At 70.9% G+C, this 19284-nt stretch carries 15 protein-coding genes, 1 tRNA gene and 1 pseudogene; 4 read left to right on the forward strand and 13 right to left on the reverse strand.

The window, feature by feature from the left end; translation table 11 throughout:
* Positions 1-7 precede the first annotated feature (7 nt).
* A complete protein-coding gene (locus tag SFY69_02455; protein ID MDX2130899.1) occupies positions 8-1510 on the reverse strand; it encodes a response regulator in 1503 nt (500 codons plus the stop codon).
* Positions 1511-1872: 362 nt separating this feature from the next.
* On the opposite strand from SFY69_02455, the gene SFY69_02460 reads away from it, so the two are divergent.
* Genes SFY69_02460 through SFY69_02470 form a run of 3 tightly spaced genes read left to right on the forward strand, consistent with a single transcriptional unit; the run spans position 1873 to position 5862 of the window.
* Positions 1873-2889, forward strand: coding sequence for an ABC transporter ATP-binding protein (locus tag SFY69_02460; protein ID MDX2130900.1), 1017 nt, complete (start codon positions 1873-1875; stop codon positions 2887-2889).
* Positions 2886-3605, forward strand: coding sequence for an ABC transporter permease (locus SFY69_02465; GenBank protein ID MDX2130901.1), 720 nt, complete (start codon positions 2886-2888; stop codon positions 3603-3605). Before SFY69_02460 ends, SFY69_02465 begins: the two co-directional genes overlap by 4 nt.
* A gap of 4 nt (positions 3606-3609) precedes the next feature.
* Positions 3610-5862, forward strand: a complete 2253-nt coding sequence (locus tag SFY69_02470) for a hypothetical protein (protein MDX2130902.1) — start codon at positions 3610-3612, stop codon at positions 5860-5862.
* Positions 5863-5865: 3 nt separating this feature from the next.
* On the opposite strand, the gene SFY69_02475 is transcribed toward SFY69_02470, so the two are convergent.
* The 9 genes and pseudogenes from SFY69_02475 to SFY69_02515 all read right to left on the reverse strand — a co-directional run bounded on the left by SFY69_02475 (position 5866) and on the right by SFY69_02515 (position 16415).
* Entirely contained in the window at positions 5866-6315 is a 450-nt protein-coding gene (locus SFY69_02475; protein MDX2130903.1) for a hypothetical protein, read from the reverse strand.
* 95 nt (positions 6316-6410) lie between these two features.
* On the reverse strand, positions 6411-7529 hold the full coding sequence (locus SFY69_02480; GenBank protein MDX2130904.1) for a DUF444 family protein: 1119 nt from the start codon (positions 7527-7529) through the stop codon (positions 6411-6413).
* 133 nt (positions 7530-7662) lie between these two features.
* Positions 7663-8598, reverse strand: a complete 936-nt coding sequence (locus tag SFY69_02485) for a hypothetical protein (GenBank protein MDX2130905.1) — start codon at positions 8596-8598, stop codon at positions 7663-7665.
* Positions 8599-8605: 7 nt separating this feature from the next.
* A complete protein-coding gene (locus SFY69_02490; protein MDX2130906.1) occupies positions 8606-11134 on the reverse strand; it encodes a hypothetical protein in 2529 nt (842 codons plus the stop codon).
* A 33-nt stretch (positions 11135-11167) separates the two neighbouring features.
* Positions 11168-12421, reverse strand: a pseudogene (rho, locus tag SFY69_02495) (transcription termination factor Rho).
* Between the two features lie 1125 nt (positions 12422-13546).
* The gene (gene coaE, locus SFY69_02500) at positions 13547-14677 is read right to left on the reverse strand and encodes a dephospho-CoA kinase (protein ID MDX2130907.1); all 1131 of its coding nucleotides are present in this window, start codon (positions 14675-14677) and stop codon (positions 13547-13549) included.
* A 2-nt stretch (positions 14678-14679) separates the two neighbouring features.
* Entirely contained in the window at positions 14680-15231 is a 552-nt protein-coding gene (gene hpt, locus SFY69_02505; GenBank protein ID MDX2130908.1) for a hypoxanthine phosphoribosyltransferase, read from the reverse strand.
* A 14-nt stretch (positions 15232-15245) separates the two neighbouring features.
* The gene (locus SFY69_02510; GenBank protein MDX2130909.1) at positions 15246-15809 is read right to left on the reverse strand and encodes an inorganic diphosphatase; all 564 of its coding nucleotides are present in this window, start codon (positions 15807-15809) and stop codon (positions 15246-15248) included.
* Positions 15810-15842: 33 nt separating this feature from the next.
* Positions 15843-16415, reverse strand: a complete 573-nt coding sequence (locus SFY69_02515; protein ID MDX2130910.1) for a DUF4126 domain-containing protein — start codon at positions 16413-16415, stop codon at positions 15843-15845.
* A gap of 142 nt (positions 16416-16557) precedes the next feature.
* Between SFY69_02515 and SFY69_02520 the strand changes: the two genes are divergently transcribed.
* Entirely contained in the window at positions 16558-17163 is a 606-nt protein-coding gene (locus SFY69_02520) for an NUDIX hydrolase (protein ID MDX2130911.1), read from the forward strand.
* Positions 17164-17189: 26 nt separating this feature from the next.
* Here SFY69_02520 and SFY69_02525 read toward each other — a convergent pair whose 3' ends face one another.
* The 3 genes from SFY69_02525 to SFY69_02535 all read right to left on the reverse strand — a co-directional run bounded on the left by SFY69_02525 (position 17190) and on the right by SFY69_02535 (position 19281).
* Positions 17190-18182 (reverse strand): DUF6265 family protein, encoded by a 993-nt coding sequence (locus SFY69_02525; protein MDX2130912.1) that lies wholly within the window; start codon positions 18180-18182, stop codon positions 17190-17192.
* 573 nt (positions 18183-18755) lie between these two features.
* The gene (locus SFY69_02530; protein ID MDX2130913.1) at positions 18756-19172 is read right to left on the reverse strand and encodes a hypothetical protein; all 417 of its coding nucleotides are present in this window, start codon (positions 19170-19172) and stop codon (positions 18756-18758) included.
* Positions 19173-19207: 35 nt separating this feature from the next.
* A tRNA-Pro gene (locus SFY69_02535) sits at positions 19208-19281 on the reverse strand.
* Positions 19282-19284: the final 3 nt, after the last annotated feature.

Here is a 19284-nt window from a genome sequence, read left to right on the forward strand (position 1 = left end):
CGCACGGTCAGGCGCTGGGCGTGAGGGCCTTGCGCACGTCGTCCAAAAGCCGTTCCACCTGGAAGGGCTTGAAGAGCACGGTCTGCAGCCCTTCCTGCGAGGCGCGGACGATCGAGTGATGGGGGTCGTACCCGAAGCCGGTCATGAGGATCACGGGCGCGCCGGGCGAGACCTTCCTGGCCGCGGCGAAGATCTCGTACCCGTTGAACTCCGGCATGCGGATGTCGGAGAGCACGAGGTCGAAGTGCCCTGGGGGCGCGCCCTGCAGGGCCCGCATCGCCTCGCCCCCGCCGTCGCAGATCGTAACGATCGCGCCGCGCGACGTGAGCACGTCGCCGATGGTCTTGCGGATGCGGGGCTCGTCGTCGGCCACCAGCACGCGCCTGCCGGCGATGATCGGGTCCGGGCCCTTCTGCGCCAGCGCCTGCTCCACGCCCAGCAGCGAGGCCGGCCCCGCGGCGCACTCGACCAGGCGCTGGCGGATGGCGGTGAGGTCCGCGTCGATGCGGGCCAGGTGCGACGCGGCCTCCGGGTCGGAGGCCGAGACCGAGGCCCGCAAGATCGCGACCTCGTGCGCGATGTCCTCGATCGGCTCGCGCAGCTCCGTCGCCACGCGTCCGGTCACCGTCTGGTTCGTCGTCGAACGCTCGACCACCAGCAGGTCGAGCATGTGCAGCGCCACCGCGATGTACCGCGCGAAGATCTCGCCGAGCTGGCGCTCTTCCTCGCCGAACGCGCCCGGCGAGCGGCTCTCCACGTTCATGATCCCGATGACCTTGTCCTGCAGCCGCAGCGGGACGGTGAGCGACGAGCGCGCGCCATCGATGCCCGGCAGGTACAGCGTGTCCGAGCTCGTCTCCTGGCAGACGTACGACCGCCCGCTCGCCGCCACGTGCCCGCTGATCCCGTGCCCCTCCAGCGCCGGGCGGATGACGAAGGCGTCAAAGTCAGGGGGCAGGTCGCAGCCGATCACGAGCTCGAGCTTCCCCGACCGCTCGTCGAGCAGCCGGATCGCGAAGTGGTCGAAGTGCAGCAGGTCGCGCGCCGCCCGGACGATCTTGGCCTCGAGCAGCTTGAGCCGCTCGTGCGCGTTGTGACGGCGGATCACCTCCGGGTCCAGCCGGACGAGCTCGCTGCCCGCCACGTCGATCGCGTTGATCTTCTGCTGGAGCCGGCGCGCCGACGTCGCGTCGCGCACGACGAGCACCAGCTCCTCGGCGTGCCCCGCCGTCGACGCAATGACCCCCGAAACCGGGGTGATGGACAGTTCGAACGTGCGGTCCACGTCCGCCAAGACCACCTCGCCACGGACCGACGGCACCTTGGCCCCCGGCGGGGGCATCGGGTGCTCGCGATTGAACTGGCGGCAGGCGCCGGCGATGCGCTCCAGCATCCCCCCGGACAGACGGCGGATGAAATCGTTTGCAGACACCAGCCGCCCGTCACGGGTCGCGAGCGCCACGCCCTCCCCGATCAGGTCCAGCAACTGGACGGCAAAGTCCGGCGCCACGCAGGCACCCGCGAGCGTTGCGTCGAAACCGGGGCTCGGGGGCTCAGCCCCCGCCAAGCCCCCGAGCGAGTCCGGTTTATGGTCTTCGCCTTCGGAATCCATGGTGTCACCAGCGGGCATCCCGCCCCCCCCGCCGCCGTCCTCCGGACGCTGCCGGAAGCCGGGTCGGTCATGACACGTGCCGCTCATGAACGCGCCTGCCTCCCTTCAATCGACTGTAGGGGCCTGTCGCCCCGGCCGATGTGTACGCACCTTCTACATGATTCCTTCGGCTCGTACAGCCCACGGACGCAACTTGCCGACGGTACTATCGCCCAGGTGCGCTTACACGGGGGGTTTCCCTTCGGAGGATCCAGCCTCCCATGGTCGTCCTGCACGATGTTCATAAATCGTTCGGTAAGACACACGCCGTCCGCGGTGTCTCATTCGAGCTGCGCAGCGGCCAGGTTGCCGGCCTGCTCGGGCCCAACGGCGCCGGAAAGACCACCACCATCCGGATGATCGCCGGCTACTTCCTCCCCGATCGAGGTTCGGTGTCCATTGGGGGCTTTGATACTCAGGACAAGCCCACCGCCGCCCGACGGCGCGTCGGCTACCTGCCGGAGTCCAATCCCCTCTACCCCGAGATGCGCGTCGGCGAGTATCTGGAGTACCGCGTGGGCCTGTTCGGCATCGCCCGCGAGTTTCGCGCCCGGGCCGTCGGGTACGCGATCGAACGCTGCTGGCTGCGCGACGTGGCCCGGGCCCGCATCGGCACCCTCAGCAAGGGCTACCGCCAGCGCGTCGGGCTCGCCGGCGCCCTCGTGCACAACCCGCCGGTCCTGATCCTTGACGAGCCGACCAACGGGCTCGACCCCACCCAGATCCGCGAATCACGCGACCTCATCCGCGAGCTCGCGGGCGACCGGTGCATGCTCGTCTGCACGCACATCCTCTCGGAGGCCGAGCGCATCGCCGACCGGATCCTCGTCATCGCGCAGGGGAGCCTCAAGGCCGACGGCACGCCGGCCGAGCTCACCCGGGCCGCGGGTGGCGATTTCATCGTGCAGACCCGCGAGGCGCGCCTGGGCGAGAGCGAACGCCTGATGCGTCTGTGGCAGAGCCTCCCGCACGTGACGGGCGTGACCTCTCGCTCGGTGCGCGACCCGGGCCCGACGGGCGCGACGTGGACGGAGTGGACGATCACGGTCAACCCCGGCGCGCCCGACATCCGCGAGCACATCTGGAACGCGGCCACCGGCGCGGGCGTCATGGTGCGCGAGCTGCGTGCCGCGCTGCCCTCGCTCGAGGCCGTCTTCGCCTCGCTGCTTGACCCGCCCGCCCCCGCGCCGCCGGCCCCGGCGCCCGCCCCCGCGCCCGCGAAGGAGGCCGCGGCATGAAGGGCCTGGCGACCATCGCCCGGCGCGAACTCACGTCGTACTTCCGCACGCCCGCGGGGTGGGTGATCATCGCACTCTTCCTGCTGCTCACCGGGCTGGTGTTCGGGCGTTTCGTGCTCGCGCCGGGGCGGCCCGCGAGCCTGCGCGACTTCTTCGCGGTCTCCGGGTGGCTGCTGCTGCCGGTGGCCCCGGCGATCTCGATGCGCTTCCTCGCCGACGAGATCCGTGCGGGCACGATCGAATCGCTCCTGACGGCACCGACGACGTCCGCCGCGATCGTGCTGGGCAAGTTCCTCGGCGGGTTCGTGTTCCTGCTCACCATGCTGGCGCCGACGGGGCTCTACGTGGTCGTGCTCGACCGGGCCTCGACCATCCCGATGGACCTGGGTCCGATCCTCGCCGGCTACCTCTGCCTGGTGCTGGTGGGCGGGCTGGCGCTCGCCATCGGCACGTTCGCGTCGTCGCTCACGCCGAACTCCACGCTCGCGTTTCTCATCTCGCTGTTCGCGATGCTCGCGCTGCTGATGGCCCCCGCCGCCGCCGACTTCCTGCCCTCGGGCGCGCGCCCGGTCCTGTACGCCCTTGCCCTGTCCTCGCGCATCGCCGACTTCGCCAAGGGCGTCATCGACACCGCCCACGTCGCGTTCTTCCTGCTGACGTCCGTCTGGTTCCTCGCGGGCGCGGCCTGCGTCACGGAGCTGCGCCGCTGGCGCTGACCACATGACCACCCTCCCCGCACGTGGCCGCATCCCTGCCCCGCCGCCGCCCCCGGCGCGCCCGCCGGCGCCGCGCGTGCGGACCGGCTCGGCGAAGTCGCGTGCCCGCCTGCTGGCGGGCGTCGTGATGGGCTGCGCGACGATCGCGCTCGTCCTGGGCGTGGTGCTCGCCGAGCGCTTCCGCCTGCGCCCGGACGTGACCACGATGAACGAGCAGTCGCTCGCGCCCCGCACTGAGCGCACGCTCGACGCGCTCGAGACGCCCCACCGCCTGGTGATCGCCGCGGACATCGCCACGATCGACCGGCGCGCCTGGCAGGGCGTCACCGACGTGCTGGACGCGATGCAGCGTCACCAGCCGCTGTTCTCCTGGACGCCCATCGACACGAACTCCACGCGCGGGCTGGGCGCGTACAACCAGCTCGTCGGCGAACTGGTCGAGCGCGACCGCAGCGTGCTGGCCGAGCAGACCGCGACGGTCGAGCTCGCGAACGCTGGCGTCGTCGCCCTGAGCAGCTACCTGGGCGACACCCTCGCCCCGATGCTCGCGCAGCTGCAAGAGGGGATGCCCGGCTCGACGACCGAGATGCTCGCGCACCGCCGCACGCTCGAGCAGCTCGCCGCACGCACGCGCCTGGCCTCCCGCGATCTCACCGACGGCGCCTCGCAATCCGCCGAGGCGCTCCGCTCGCGCCTCGGCCAGACCCCGCTCCCCGCCACCGATCGGGCGTCGGTCATCCTCGTCCAGCGCCTCGACCACACCGTGCAGTTGCTCGCCGACATCGCCCGCCAGCTCCGCACGCTCAGCAACGGCCCGATGGCCAACTCCCCGTTCGCCGAGCAGGCCGCCCCCGCGATCCCGGGCGTCGAGCAACGCCGCGACCAGGCCGGCGTCGTCCTCGATTCTCTCCGCAAGCTCAAGCGCCCCGACCTGCTCCGCGTGACCGACGTGCTCGAGCGCGGCTCGGCGGCGCTCGTCGTCGGCCCGCCCGGCGGGGGCATCGCCGCGATCGACATGGAGTCGCTCTTCCCCACCGCCCCCGTCCTGGACGTCGGCGGGATGTCCGCCACCGACGTCCGCCGGCGCGCCGAGGAACTGGTCACCTCGTCGCTCGCCGCGCTCCTCACCCCCCGTCAGCCCATCGTCATGCTCGTGCACGCGGAGTCCACGACGCTCCTCGACCAGCCGCAGCTCTTCCAGCGACTGCTCCAGCGCATGCGCCTGCGGGGCATCGACGTTGTCGAGTGGTCCGTCGTGCTGAGCGAGACGCCCCCGTCGCTGCTGGCGGTCGACCCCGAGGCCCGCAACCCCGCGCGTGCCCGCCCCATCGTGTACGTCTCGATCGCCCCGGATTCCTCCGCCGCCGCCCCGCGCGCCGGGGGCGTCTCCGGGGCGCAGCGCGCCGCGCGCCTGGGCGAGGTGCTCGAGCAGCTCGTCACGCGCAACGAGAACGTGCTGCTGTGCATGAACCCCTCGGTGCTGCCGGGCTACGGCGAGCCCGACCCCACCGTGCAGGTGCTCGCGCACTTCGGCCTGGCCGCCGACACCGGGCGCCCGCTCGTACGCGAACTCTTCTCGACCCGCGGGCGCACCGTCGAGACCGCCCTCCTCACGCAGGCCCTCGACGGCGCCACGCCCCTCAACGGCGCCATGCACGGGCTCCCCACCGCCGTGACCTGGCCGATCACGCTCGTCGAGCGCCCGGCCCCCGACCGCGTCCGACTCACCATGGTCCCGCTGCTCAGCGTGGACGCGTCCTCCACCCTCTGGACCGAATCGCAGTGGCTGCGCATCTGGCAGACCCCGCCCGAGGCGCGCTCGCTCATCCCGCCGGCCGACCAGCCCGTCTACGACGACGGACGCGACGGGCGCTGGCCCGAGGGCAAGGAGAGCGCCCGCGGGCAGCAGTGGCTCCTCGCCGCCTCCGTGCAGCGCTTCGAGGTCGGCAAGAAGCCGCAGCGCGCCGTGATCATCGGGTCCAACAGCTGGTTCATCGACTCGGTCTCGCAGGCGATGATGAGCGTCGACGGACGGGCCGCCCTGCGCAACCCCGGCAACCTCGAGCTCTTCGAGTCCTCGGTCTACTGGCTCGCCGACCTCGACGCCCTCATCGCCCAGACGCCCACCGCGCAGGCGACGTCCATGATCGGCCCCATGTCCGAGTCCAGCCTCCGTCGCCTCCAACTCGGCATCATCGTCGGTATGCCCCTGAGCGTGCTGCTCCTGGGCGCGGCCTACCGCTTCGTCCGCGGCTGATCGCTACTCCGCCAGCATCGCCGGCTCGGGCGCCGCGCACCGCGCGCACAGAGTCGTGGGCGATACTTCCACGTCGCCGCACCGGCGGCAGCGCACCCGCCGGGGTTTCGACGCCGCGTGCGCGAGCCCGCACTCCGGGCACGTCGGGTTCGCGTGCTCCAGGCCGTCCAGTTCGTACCGGCACCCGCGGCACGGCACGCGCACCCGCTCTCGCGGGAGCGCCACCAGATAGCTCCCCACCAGCAGCATGATGCCGCCCTCGCCCGCCAGCAGCAGCAAGAACCCGGGCATGGGGAACTCGCTCGTCAGCCAGCGAGACACCTGCACGTCTACCCATCCCAGCAGCAGCACGCCGCCCAGCCCGGCGACCAGCGATGCGACCCCGAGGAATCGCCTTCGCCACTTGAAGCAGCCATACCACACCAGCACGGCGTACAGCGGGAAGATAAACACCGGGCGACTTCCACACGTCGGTCGCGCCCAGTCTACCGCCGGACAGCGATCCTCCTGAACCTGTTCGCCCCATCCGCGCCGGGAGATTCCGCGACCTATCGCCCCGGGAGAAAGAACGTCCGCAGCGACTCGAGAATGTCGTCGCGACCGCCCACCTTGCTCGTGATGAGCCGCGGGCCCAGTTCGTCGGCCATCCCGTCCGGGAACGAGTCGTGCAGCACTCCCAGGAAGCTCCCGCTCCCGTACGCGCTCGCGACCTGGCAGTAGCCGAACATGTTCACCCGGGTCAGCAACTGCTCGCGCAGCAGCCGCACGCACTGGCGGTTGTCCGAGTCCGACGAGTTGTCCCCGTCCGTGAAGTGGAACAGGTACACGTTCCAGTCCGCCGGGTCGTAGTGCTGGTCCAGCAGTTCCTTGCAGCACTGGTACGCCGAGCTGATCCGCGTCCCGCCGTCTTCCTTCACCGAGAAAAACGTCTTCTTGTCCACTTCCGCCGCCTTCACATCATGCACGATGTAGCGGCTCTCGATCCCCTCGTAGTTCCGGCGCAGCCACGTGTCGATCCAGAACGCTTCCAGCCGGACCAGGTCCTTCTGCTCGTCACCCATCGATCCCGAGACGTCCATCATGTACACGATCACCGCGTTGCTCTGCGGGTTCTTGATCTCGCTCCACGCACGGTACCGCAGGTCGTCCTTGATCGGGATGATCACCGGGTTCGCCGGGTCGTACGTCCCCATCGCCAACTGTCGCTTCAGCGCCTCGCGGTACGTCCGCTTGAACACCCGCAGCGACTGCGGGCCCACCGGACGCAGCCCCGTGTATTTGTCGCGGATCGTCGTGATCCGGTGCTCGCCCCGCGGCTTGATCCGCGGCAAGCGCAGTTCCTCCGCCAGGATGTCCGCCAGTTCCTCCAGCGACACATCCACCTCGAGGATGTGCTGCCCCTCGTTCTCGCCGCCCTGCCCCTGGTTGCCCTTCCCGGGCTGGCCGACGCCCTGGCCTTCTTCGCCTTCGCCCATCCCGACGCCGCCCGAGTTATCCCCGTACCGGAACGTCGGGATGTCGATGTCATGAATGGGCACGGAGACGGCCCGGCGCCCCTCGCGCGCGATCAACTCGCCCCGCCCCAGGAACCGGCGCAGGTCCTTGCGCAGCTTGCCGCGAACGATCTCGCGGAAACGCTGGTGGTCTTGTTCGATCTTGTTCACCATGACGCAGCCTGCGCGCTCGCACTCGGGTCCTGCCGTGGACGCCGCCCGCCCGTCCTCCACCACCCGGTTCTACGACTTCGACCGCGGGCGGATTCGCCTTGAGCACGATAAGTGTTCCGAGCGTCCGAAGATCCTACGAACGGGGGGCGAACCGCGTTCGACCCCGTGCCAGCCGCCACGCGCACGCCGCCCCGACCACGACCGCCGCCCCTACTTCCAGCGCCCGCAACGACAGGTCGGCGCTGAGCGCGACCGCCACGTCCGGCGATGCGCCCGCGCCCCAGGCCATCCACGCCGGCAGCGCGCCCGCCAGCAGACCCACCGTCCACTCGCGCACCCCCAGCCCGTTCGCCAGCCCGGGGACGAGCATCGACACCTGCGCGACCAGCGCGATCGCCACGGCCTGCGTCGCCGAGATCGGCACGCCCAGCAGCGCGAAGATCGTCCAGTAGCGCAGCGACCACGCGAGCGTGTCGGCGTACTTGAGCAGCAGCGCCACGCCGTACGCCGCCCCGAGCACCGGCACCCGCCCGCGCAGCGCGCCCGCCAACAGCACGCCCGCGAGCACGCCCAGCGACAGCCCGCCGATGCCCCCGCCCCGCAGCATCCACGTGCGGGGCAGCCACGCCAGTTCGCCCAGCAGCACGCACCCGCCCGCCAGCCCGAGCACGATGGACTCGGCGACGATGCGCGCCGACGTGCGGACGGGGATCTCCAGCACGCGCTTCTGGTACGCGACGCGCGCGAGCAGCCCGGGCGAAAAGGGCAGGTAGTTCAGCAGCCACGACGCGCCCACGAGCGCCGCCATGTAGCGCGTGCGCACCGGGTGCCGCGCCGTCGTCAGCGCCGTGAACACCCCGCTCGTGAGCATCCAACTGACCACCGGCAGCAGGCCCAACAGCGCAATGCGCCAGGCGGGGGCGTCGGCGAGGGCGCCGCGGACGGCGTCGAACGCGGCGGCGTTCATCCACACGGCCCGCACCGCGGCGGCGAGCAACGCCAGGCCCGCGAGCGCGCCGGCGATCCGCCACGCGCGCCGCGCTCGGTGCTGGCTGGGGGCGTCGGGCACGCGCGTCCTATCGCTGCGGGGTGCGGACGGGCGACGCCACAGGGCCGGTGTGCGCGAGCGTGGCGCGCCCCGCGGCGAGCCGCTCGCGGTGCGACGCCGCCACGCGGGCGAGCGCCGGGATGTCCGACGTCGTCGCCGCCACGAGCCCGGCGTCTTCGGGGTTCGTCACGCGGGTGACAAGCCTCACCATGCGCACGTCGGGGTCCGTGTCCTGCGCCATGACCTCGTCGAGCGGGGTCACCACCGGGTACGTCGCCGCCCCCGGGAGCACGGTGACCGCCAGAAGGCGCACCGCGGGCGGCCAGGTCGGGTACGCCTTGACGAGCGCCTCGACGAGGGGCGCGGGGTCTTCGAGAGGCTGCGCGGCGGGCTCTCCGCCCATGAGACGGGTGCGGGCCGCCACGAGCAGCGCGGGCGCCTCGTCCGCGGGCGGTGCCTCGAGCCGCGCGATGAGGCGGCTCTGGGGGATGCGCGACTCGGGGAGCGCCTCGCGCGCGACGAGGTTGGTCGTGGCCTCGACGCAGCCGGGCCCGCGCTCGCGTCGCCCGTCGGACCGCGATTCGAAGCCCTGGATCACGCGCCACCGCACGCGCGACGGTCGGTCGGAGCCGACTTCCTGCAGCCAGCCGATGAGCCCGACGTCGGGCCACAGCGTCACGTCGAGCTGTTCGCCCGGGTTGAGGCGCAGGCGCCGGTCGAGTTCGAAGACCTCGCCGGTGGTCATGTCGCTGCGCGAACGGATGCCGGTCTCGAGGCTGGGGCCGAAGAAGAACCGCGTGTTGAGGGTGCGCGCCGAGCCCATGCCCAGCGGAATCGGGCTCACGTTGCGCAGGCGCACGCGCGCGTAGACCGGCTCGATCGGCTCGGGCGTGCGGGGCTCCAGGTCGACGCCGAGCGACACGGACAGTCGCGGCGCCGCGACGAGCTGATCCACCCACCCGGGGATCGCCTGCTCGCGCGCCCGCGCGTCGGCGATCTCCCGCGCCCGGGCCTCGTCCGTCCCCAGCGCCCGCGACCGCGACTCCGCGTACGCGCAAAGCGGGTTGAGCGGGAGCATGGCGGCGGCCTCGCGGAACAGCGCCGCCGCGCCCCGCACGTCGCCCGTGCGCTCGCGCGCGGTGGCGCGCGCCAGCGTCAGCCAGAGCGAGCCCTGCTCGGGCGGGAACTCCTGCGTGCCGCAGGCGTAATCGCCCGCGCGCACGGCCTTCCACGCGTTGGCCGCCACCGCGCGCGGGTCGGCGGCGCCGCCCTGCAGGCTCGCCACCACCTGGTTCATGCCCTCCATCTGCTCGTCGGTCTGCGCCCCCACCAGGCAGCGGAGCATGTACATCTCGAGGATCACGGAGTACGACGCCTCGTGCGCCTGCGCCTCGGTGATGTTCGGCGGGCGGCGGGTCGGGTCCGTCAGCGCGTTCATCTTGTCGAAGACCGTCGCGCCCAGGTCCGCCACCGACCGCTCCAGCCCCTCGCGCTTCTCCTCGCCCTGCAGGTGCAGCGTGAGCGCCCGGACCTGCTCGTACGGGATGTCCAGACGCACGTCCTCCGGACGCAGCACGTTGGGCCCCTCGAGGCGCGTGGGGTCGACCTGGGCGGCGTACGCGACCTCCGCCCGGCGCGACTCCACCTGCACGTCCATCGCGTTCGAGACCGACGCCGGGCCGTTGATCATCCAATCAAGCACGAACCCCTCGACGGAGAACGCGTCGTCGGGCTGGCGCCCGGCCACCGTCTCAACCGCCCGCTCGATGACGTGGAACCGCCGCGCGCTCTCGAACGCGCCGGCATGAGCGAACTCGTCGCGCAGCAGGCGCAGCGTGCGCGAGTCGAGCGGGTCGGCCATGAGCAGGTTCGACAGCAGGTCGACGCGCCCCGCGCGGTCGTCGAGGCGCGACGAGAAGTACGTGTACGCCAGGAGCGCCGCGTCCTTGTTCGTCGCGTCCAGCGTCAGCGCGCGCCGCAAGTGCTCCACGAACCCCGCGTCGTCCCCCGTCTCGCGGCGGAGCAGCGCCGCGTCGAGCGCCAGGCGGCTGCGGACGCTCGCGTCGAGCGACGCACCGCGCTCGCCCAGGAAGCTCTCGTACGCCGCCAGCCGCTCGCGCACCGTCTGCAGGCGCCCGATGCGCGCGGTGATGAGGCGGAGCTGCGCCACCGTGTCGGCGGGGTCGAGCTCGATGACGCGCCGGGTGCAGGCGAGCAGCGTGTCGAGGTCGCCGGCGTTCCACGCGGCCTCGGCCCGGCGGCGCACGATGTCGGCGTCGCCGGGCGCGTGGCGCTCGGCCAGGGCGAGCAGGTCGGCGGTGATGGCGAAGTCGGCGGGGAGCGCGCCCGGGCTGGCGCGGAGGTCCAGCAGCGCCAGGCGCGTGATCGATCGCGCGGTGAAGGCGCGCAGGTCCGTCTGGGTGCTGGCCGCCGCCCGCACGGGCGAGACCGGCATGCTCGTGGGCGGGGCGTCCTGCGCGAGCGCCCCGTTCCACGGCGCGCACGCCGTCCCGCCGATGATGCCGACCGCCACGACCCGCCAGAACGTGTGATGCACGGCGATTGCTCCAGGAGGCTCCGCGCGCGGAGCTTAGCCCAGCGCCATCGTCATCAGGAACTCGGCGTTGGTCTTCACCTTCTTCAGTCGCGTCTTGAGCAGCTCCATCGCGTCGACGGTGTTCATGTCGCTGAGCACCTTGCGGAGGCGGTCGACGAGTTCCTTTTCCTTGCGGTCAAGGAGCAGTTCCTCGCGCCGCGTGCCCGACGCCGCCACGTCGATCGCGGGGTACGTCCGCTTCTCGACGAGCTTGCGGTCCAGGTGCAGCTCGGCGTTGCCCGTGCCCTTGAACTCCTCGAAGATCACCTCGTCCATCTTGGAGCCGGTGTCGACCAGCGCGGTGCCGATGATCGTGAGCGACCCGCCGTTCTCGATGGCGCGGGCCGCCCCGAAGAACTTCTTCGGACGCTGCAGCGCGTTGCTGTCCAGCCCGCCCGTCATGATCTTGCCCGAGTGGGGCATCTCGGCGTTGTACGCCCGGGCCATGCGCGTGATCGAGTCCAGCAGGATCACCACGTCGTCCCCGAACTCGACCATCCGCTTGGCCTTTTCGATCACCATCTCGCACACCTGCACGTGGCGGTGGCTCTGCTCGTCGAACGTGCTCGCGACGACCTCCACCTTCTCGCCCGCGCAGTTGCGCCGGAAGTCTGTCACTTCCTCCGGACGCTCGTCCACCAGCAGCACGATGATGAACGTGTCCTTGTAGTTCCGGCTGATCGCCTTGGTGATCTTCTGCATCAGCACCGTCTTGCCCGTGCGGGGCGGCGCCACGATCAGCATGCGCTGCCCTTTGCCGATCGGCGTCACCAGGTCGACCACGCGGCACTCGATCTCGTCGGGCGCCGTCTCCAGGATGAACCGCTTCTCCGGGTGCAGGGGCGTCAGGTCCTCGAAGTTCCGCAGCCCGTGCACCTTCTGCGGGTCACGCCCGTTCACCTGCTGCACCCGCAGCAGCGCGAAGTACCGCTCGTTCTCCTTGGGCGGGCGGATCAGCCCCCGCACCACCATCCCCCGGCGCAGCCCGTACCGGCGGATCTGCGTCGGCGAGACGTAGATGTCGTCGGGCCCGGGCAGGTAGCTCTGCTCGGGCGAACGCAGGAACCCAAACCCGTCCTGCATGATCTCCAGGCACCCCTCGCCCACCATCAGCCCCTGGCGCGCCGCCCGGGCCTTGAGGATCTTGAAGATCAGGTCCTGCTTGGGGATCTGCTGGACGTCCGTGAAGCCTTCCTTGATCGCGACCCCGTGCAGGTCGTCCAACTGCATGCGCTGCAGCTCGCCGATGCTCGGCGCGTCGGCGATCGCCCCCGCGTCCGTCGAGCGGACGACCCGCTCGAGTTCCGCCGCCTCGCGCTCCAGCTCGTCATCGCTCGGCAGGAACGAATCGAACCGCTGGCTAGGGTGCGCGTGCATCGGCGGGCCACCCATGCCCGCGGGCACGCCCATGCCGCCCTTGCGACGCTTCTTCTTCCGGCGTCCGAAGTTCATCCCGCCCTGGCCGGGGTAGCCCTGCTGGCCCGGGTAGCCCTGCGAGCCCGGATAGCCGCCGGCACCCGACGACTGGCCCATCCCTGACTGGCCCATCCCTGACGGGCCAGGCGCACCCTGCTGCGGGCGCGGCCCACCGGCCCCGAAGTTCGGCCCGGCCGGCGCGTCGCCGCGCGATTCCCCACCGCTGGGCCCGCCATTTGGCCCGCCGTTCGGGCCACCATTCGGACCACCGTTCGGGCCGCCGTTCTGAGCACGCGGCTCGCCGCCACCGGATGGCGAGCCCCCGGTGGGCTGGTTGCCGCCGTTGCCCTGCGGGCGTCCTTCGGCCGGCGCCGAGCGTGGCGCCTCGGCCCGGGCCGCCATCGGTTCGGTACGCGGCGGCGGCGGCGCGTCGGGGCGCGGGCTCGGACGGGGCGTCTCGGGCGCGGGCACCGCCACCGGCTCGGCCGGGCGCGGCGCGTCGGCGTCGTCGCGCTTGGGCGACTTGCGGGCGCGCCCCTCGGCGGGCGTCAGCGGCTTGGAGGGCTTGTCTTCGGTCACGGATTGTGTTGTCTTCGCCATGCTGCGTACTCGATACCCCACGCCTCACCACTGCGGCGACTGAGCGCGGACGGGCCGTCGGGGATGCCCCGACGAGTGTGTGCGTGCCTCCGACAGCCCATGGAACGCGGGGGGACCCCCACGTGCAAATGCCTCAACCGGCCGACGCCGGGCGCGTGCCGCACGGCACGCGAGGCTTCATCTGATTCGGACATCTTCCGGTTGCAAGGGATCGCGCGCCGTCGCGGGCGTCTCGGTCCTGTTGAAGTGGATCGTCGTGCGTGCCCGGGAGGGTCTCATCGACACCGGCGCCGGTTTCGCCCGACGCCACCCCCGACGTGGCACGAAGAAGTATACCCCGGATGGGCCCCGGATGTTTCAGACTCTTGACAGGGATTCACCATCTTCGGAGCCCGGGCTCCACGCGTCCAGCGCCGCCAGCACGCGCTCGCGCAGCCGTTCCAGGCCCGAATCGTTGACCACCACGATATCGGATCGGCGACGCTTCTCCTCCAGCGGCAGTTGAGCCTTTTCCCGCCGGTCCAGCTCCGCCTCGTCCCACCCGCGCGTCTCCCGCACCCGCTTCACACGCACGTCACGCGGCGCCTCAACAAAGATCACCGCGTCGCACTCCGCGTCCGACCCCGCCTCGAACAGCAGCGGCGCATCCACCACCACCCCCGGGCGCCCTTCCGCCGCCGCCCGCGCCACCAACTGCCCCCGACCGGCCTTCACCAGCGGGTGCACCAGCCCCTCCAGGCGCGCCCGCTCGCCCGCATCACCGAACACGATCTCCGCGATCGCCGCGCGGTCGGCCGTGCCGTTCTCGCGCACAACCCGCTTCCCCCACCACCGCACGAGTTGCCCCAGCACCTCCGGCCGGTCCAGGGCCGCCTTCGCCTCCTTGTCGGAGTCCACGACCAGGTAGCCCCGCTCGGCCAGGATGGCGCCCACCGCGCTCTTGCCCGACCCCACGCCCCCCGCGAGCCCGAAGACGCGCACCCCGCGCTCCGGATGCCTGGCGCGCTCCACCGCCGTGTTGATCATCGCGAGGCGCTCCTCGGGGCGTGCGACCGCCACCCACGCCAGGTCGATGGTCTGCGACCCGGCGGTCGTCACGACGATTGTTCCCAGCCCGAACAGCCGCTCGGCGAGCGTCTTGTCCAGGGCCGCCTGCTGCACGTTCGCCAGGGGCAGTTCCACCCGCGTGCGGCGGAAGACCCCGTAGGTCGACGTGAGCGTGCGGGGCCCCAGCGTGTACGCCCGCGACAGGCGGATCACGATCTCCTGCCCGAGCTTCAGCCCCGCGACGATCAGCAGCACGCCCAACCCCGCCCGCACGACCGGGCCCGTCGCCCAGCCCAAGACCGTCGGCGGGAGCACGCCCCGCGCCACGATCAGGAGCGCCCAGAGCGCCGCGCACCACACCAGCACGCCGAGGCTGCGCGCGGCCACCGACCGCCACGCCGGACGCACCACCACCGTCCCGTGCGGCAGGGCACGCGCCACGCCTAACGCGCCTCCGGGCGGAGCGTGGCGATGTCCGGCAGGTTGCGGTAGTACCCGTCGTAGTCGAGCCCGTACCCCACGACGAACTCGTCGGGGATGTCGAACCCGACGTAGTCGGGCGTGATCGCGAGCGTGGACTTCCCGGGCTTGCGCAGCAGCACGCACGAGCGCACGCTCGCCGGGCGCTGCTCGCGCACCAGGCGCGTCACGACATCCAACGTGTGCCCGCTGTCGAGGATGTCGTCGACGACCAGCACGTGGCGCCCGCCGAGCGTCGGGGGCAGCTCGTGCCGGATCGACACGCCCTTGCTCGCCATCGACTTGCCCGGGTAGCTCGACACCCCCACCAGCTCCAGGCGCAGCTTCATCGGCAGGTGGCGCACGAGGTCGGCGACGAAGATCATCGAGCCGGTCAAGATCGGCAGGATCACCAGCGGCGGGTCGTCCGGGCGCACCTGCCCCTGCACGTCGCGCGCGATGTCGCCGCCCAGCTCCGCCACGCGCCGCGAGATCGCCTCGCGGCTCACCAGCACGCGTTCGATGTCGAGTTCCATCGCGTGCTCCCGCGCTACGCCAGCCCGGGCAGCGCGCCCGTCCGACGCGCCCGCTCGTACCGCTGCAGGCTGTCCTCGATCACCGCGTGCGCCGCCTCCGCGGGCATCACCTCGTCCACCGCCACCGCCTTGCCCTCCAGGGTCTTGTAGTCCTCGAAGAACCGCTTGAGCATCTTGAAGATGTGCCGCGGAAAGTCGCTCGCCTTCTTGAACTCGCTGTACACCGGGTCGGCCTCGAGCACCGCGATGATCTTGTGGTCTGGCGCGCCGTGGTCCACCATCGTCATCAGCCCCACCGCCCGCGCGTGGCAGAGGCACAGCGGCGGGATCTCCTCCATGCAGTACACCAGCACGTCGAGCGGGTCGTCGTCCTCGGCGAGCGTCTGCGGGATGAACCCGTAGTTCGCCGGGTAGTACACCGCCGACGACAGCACGCGGTCCAGGCACAGCATGCCCGAGGACTTGTCGAGCTCGTACTTGTTGTTGCTGCCCTTGGGGATCTCGACGATTGCGCGGAACGACGCGGGCAGTTCGTGCCCGTCGACACCCGGCGTGACGTCGTGCCACGGGTGGATCATGGGCGAGGGTACGCCCCCCCGAACCCCGCGGAACTACCCCGCCAGCGCCGCCGCCACCCGCGCCCGGCGCCCCCGCCGGTGCAGGTACCACCGCACGCCCAGCGCCGCCACGATCAGCACGATCCCCGCCGCCGCCGCCGGCACCACGACCGCAAGCACCGACAGCACCGTCGCCAGGAGGCTCTGGATCGAGTTCAGCACGGGGTTCAGCAGCCCGCCCGTCGTGAGGGTCGAGACGCCCCGCACGCTCACGCCGCTCACCTGCGTCGCGCTCGCCACCCCGCCCCCCGCCACGATGCCCGAGCCCCACGCCAGCGCCGGGTGCAGATGGTCGAGCTGGGACACGGTCAAAATCGCCCCGGCGACGAGCGCCAGCGGCGCCGCGGCCGCGTCCAGCGCGTGATCCAGCCAGGGCCACGACGACGCCGCCGTCTCTACGACCGTCGCGACGCCGAACGACAGCAACGCCGGCCACGTGCCCATCCACGCGAACGACTCGCCGAGCTCGACCGCGCCCAGGTTCGCCCCCATGCCCACGACCAGCAGCGGCGCAAAGACCCGCAGCCCGCACGCCGCCGCCAGCGCAACACCCACACACAGCCCCATGATTGTTTCGAGTACCACGTACCCTTCTTTGGAATCACCGGGCGCGGCTTTCGCCCTCCGTGCCTCGCCCGCCCGGCGAGTCCCCGCCACGCTCGTGCCGCGGCGTTCGGCCGGTCGATACACCTCCCGGAGGACACGGAGCATGACCGATCACACGCCGCGCAGCACGCACGAGGCCACAAACGCCCCGCCCGGCGACTACCTCTCGCTCGTGAAACCCTGGCGCGCCGGCCCGCCCCGCACCATCGCCACGACCCGCATCTTCACCGTGCTCGAACGCCTCTGCGAATCCACCGGCACGCCCGGGCGCGCCGGCACGTTCGTCATGCTCGACACCGCCGACTGGGTCAACGTCGTCGCCGTCACGCCCGATGCCCACGTCGTCATGATCGAGCAGTACCGGCACGGCACCGGCGAGGTCACCCTCGAACTCCCCGGCGGGATCGTCGACCCCGGCGAAACGCCCGACGCCGCATGCGTCCGCGAACTCGCCGAAGAAACCGGCTTCGCCGGCGACTACCGCGGCATCATCGGCGTCGTCTCCGCCAACCCCGCCATGATGAACAACCGCGTCCACACCGGGCTCGTCCTCAACGCCCACCCCCGCGGCGACCAGCACCTCGACCCCAACGAAGAAATCGCTACACGCCTCGTGCCCGTCGGCGACATCGACTCACTCGTCCGCCGCGGCGTCATCCACCACACCCTCGTCGTGTCCGCCCTGCACCACTTTCGGCTGCTGGGGTGACGGTGGGAGCGAGCTAAGGTCGAGGCCTACTGGCCCTCGCGCGTGAACTCATAGCGGCGGGGCGTGCCGCCCTTCATGTAGCCGGTGGTGGCGGTGAGCTTGCCGTCGGCCGAAAGTTCGTACACGATGCGCTTCGGGTAGTCGTGGCGCGGGTTGTCGAAGACCGCGCGCTTGCCGCCGGCCTCGGTCGGGCCGACCTCCGTGAGCACAAAGTCGGTCTTCGGCGCGCCGCCCGGCTGCGCGGAGTACACCAGCCCGCCCTCGCGCTCGACGATCCGCAGGTACTCGAACGCGACCATCTTCCCGCTCGAGTTCACCGCGCGCGATACCGCGAGCATTGCCCCGCCCAGCGGCGGGCTCCACCGCTCCTCCATCGACGACCCCGAAGGCCGCGTCCCGACCCATGCCCCGGCGATCCATGCCACATCGGCGATCACGGCCTCGGCCGGCGTCGGCATCGGGATGTCCTCGGCGTGGCGGTACAGCCCCACTGCTTCGGACCCCCCACCGTTCGCCGGCGGATCCACGGCGACGCGCACGACCAGCCCCTCGGGCGTGACCTGGAATCGCCGGCGGATCATGCCGATCCCGGGCTTGCCGGGTTCGCGCCCGAAATCGACTTCGTACTCGAACACGCCGTCCTTCCACGAGCCGCGGTACCGCACGACCCGCCCGCTCTGCTCGGTGATCACGGTCGGCGAGCCGTCCAGCGCGACGCGCACGTCGCGGTGACCGGAGCCGTGCCCGTTCAGAACGACCGCGTCCCCGGCTTCGTCCACGCGCATCGTGAACTTCGAGGCCATGGGCGGCCCCAACCGCTCGACGGGTTGGCCCTCGGTGCGATCCTCCACGTAGATCCACTCCCCGCCCACCGCACCGACACCTTCGGGCTTGGCCTGATCCGCGGCCTCAACCGGGGCCTGCGCAGGGGGCGTGCTCTGCGCCGCCGCGGGCTGAACCGCGCCAAGGCATGCTGCGAACGCGAGGAGTGCGAAGGCGGACGTCAGTCGCAGGTTCATGGGACATCTCCGTTGCGGGTACGTGGTGTGATGAGTGGATCGTGCGGAGCCGGCGGTGGATCTCATGTCGGACGATCATCGATCAGGATCATTGCGCCGCAACAGAAGCGCCCTGCGACCTGCTGGCCAAAGGGCACGGCCTCTTGAAGAATCAGGGTGACAGTACGCCAGTTGAACTCCGGCTCACGGGCGTTCGTGAGTGGGAGCGATCGTTGCAGGAGTTGTTTCGGAACTTGCAAGCCAATCGACCCGTCCCCGAGCTTCAGCCGTTGCGCGTTCGGCGGAGTCGCAGAACGACACCGAGTAGCGGCCCCTCGGAATCCAGCACCGCTCCAGGGGTTCATCGCTGAACCTCTGGTCTTCGAATCCGAAAGAGCCATCATCGCGCTGGAAGATGATTACACGGAGCTTCCCACTTTGGTGGCTCAGGATGTCGACGACTCTTCCAGCCATGGCTCTTGCAACGGAGTTCAACCTCGGCTGCGGAAATCAGGGTGACAGTACGCCAATGGAACTTCTCGGGGCGGGCGTTCGCAACTCGCTCGGTACGCTCCGGCCACTTGGAACCGTCGTTCAACTATCGGCCGCCGCGATGACAGATTGAGCTTCCTTGACCGTGCCGGAAGCGTCACGGCATTCACCTTCCTGCGGATCGAAACAAACGCCCCCGACAATTGTTGTGAGCGCCGCGGCTGCCGCCAGTGCGCAGGTCATCTCGTTGAGATCCCCACCCCAGCGGAAGTTCGCCACGATGTCCAAACCGGACAGCCCGGAAATGTCTGGGTATGCCTCCACCACATCGGACGCAGGCGTCACATCAAACTCAAAGCCGCTGCTTCGCCCCCTGAACACAGCGGGCAAAAAACCCGAGTGCGTCCCAACGTCTACATCGGAATCGAGCTTCACGTCAAAGCCGTGCGCGTCGATCGCGGCCTGCCATCGCCGAACATCAGGGAGAGTGCGCTCGGAGAGAAAGACGTGCAGTTCCATGGACATCGGTGCTCCCAGCACACGCACACTGAAAATCAGGGTGACTGGATTCGAACCAGCGGCCTTGTGGACCCAAACCACACGCTCTACCAAGCTGAGCTACACCCTGTCG

The sequence above is a fragment of the Planctomycetota bacterium genome (genome assembly GCA_033763975.1).
GTDB lineage: Bacteria > Planctomycetota > Phycisphaerae > Phycisphaerales > UBA1924 > RI-211.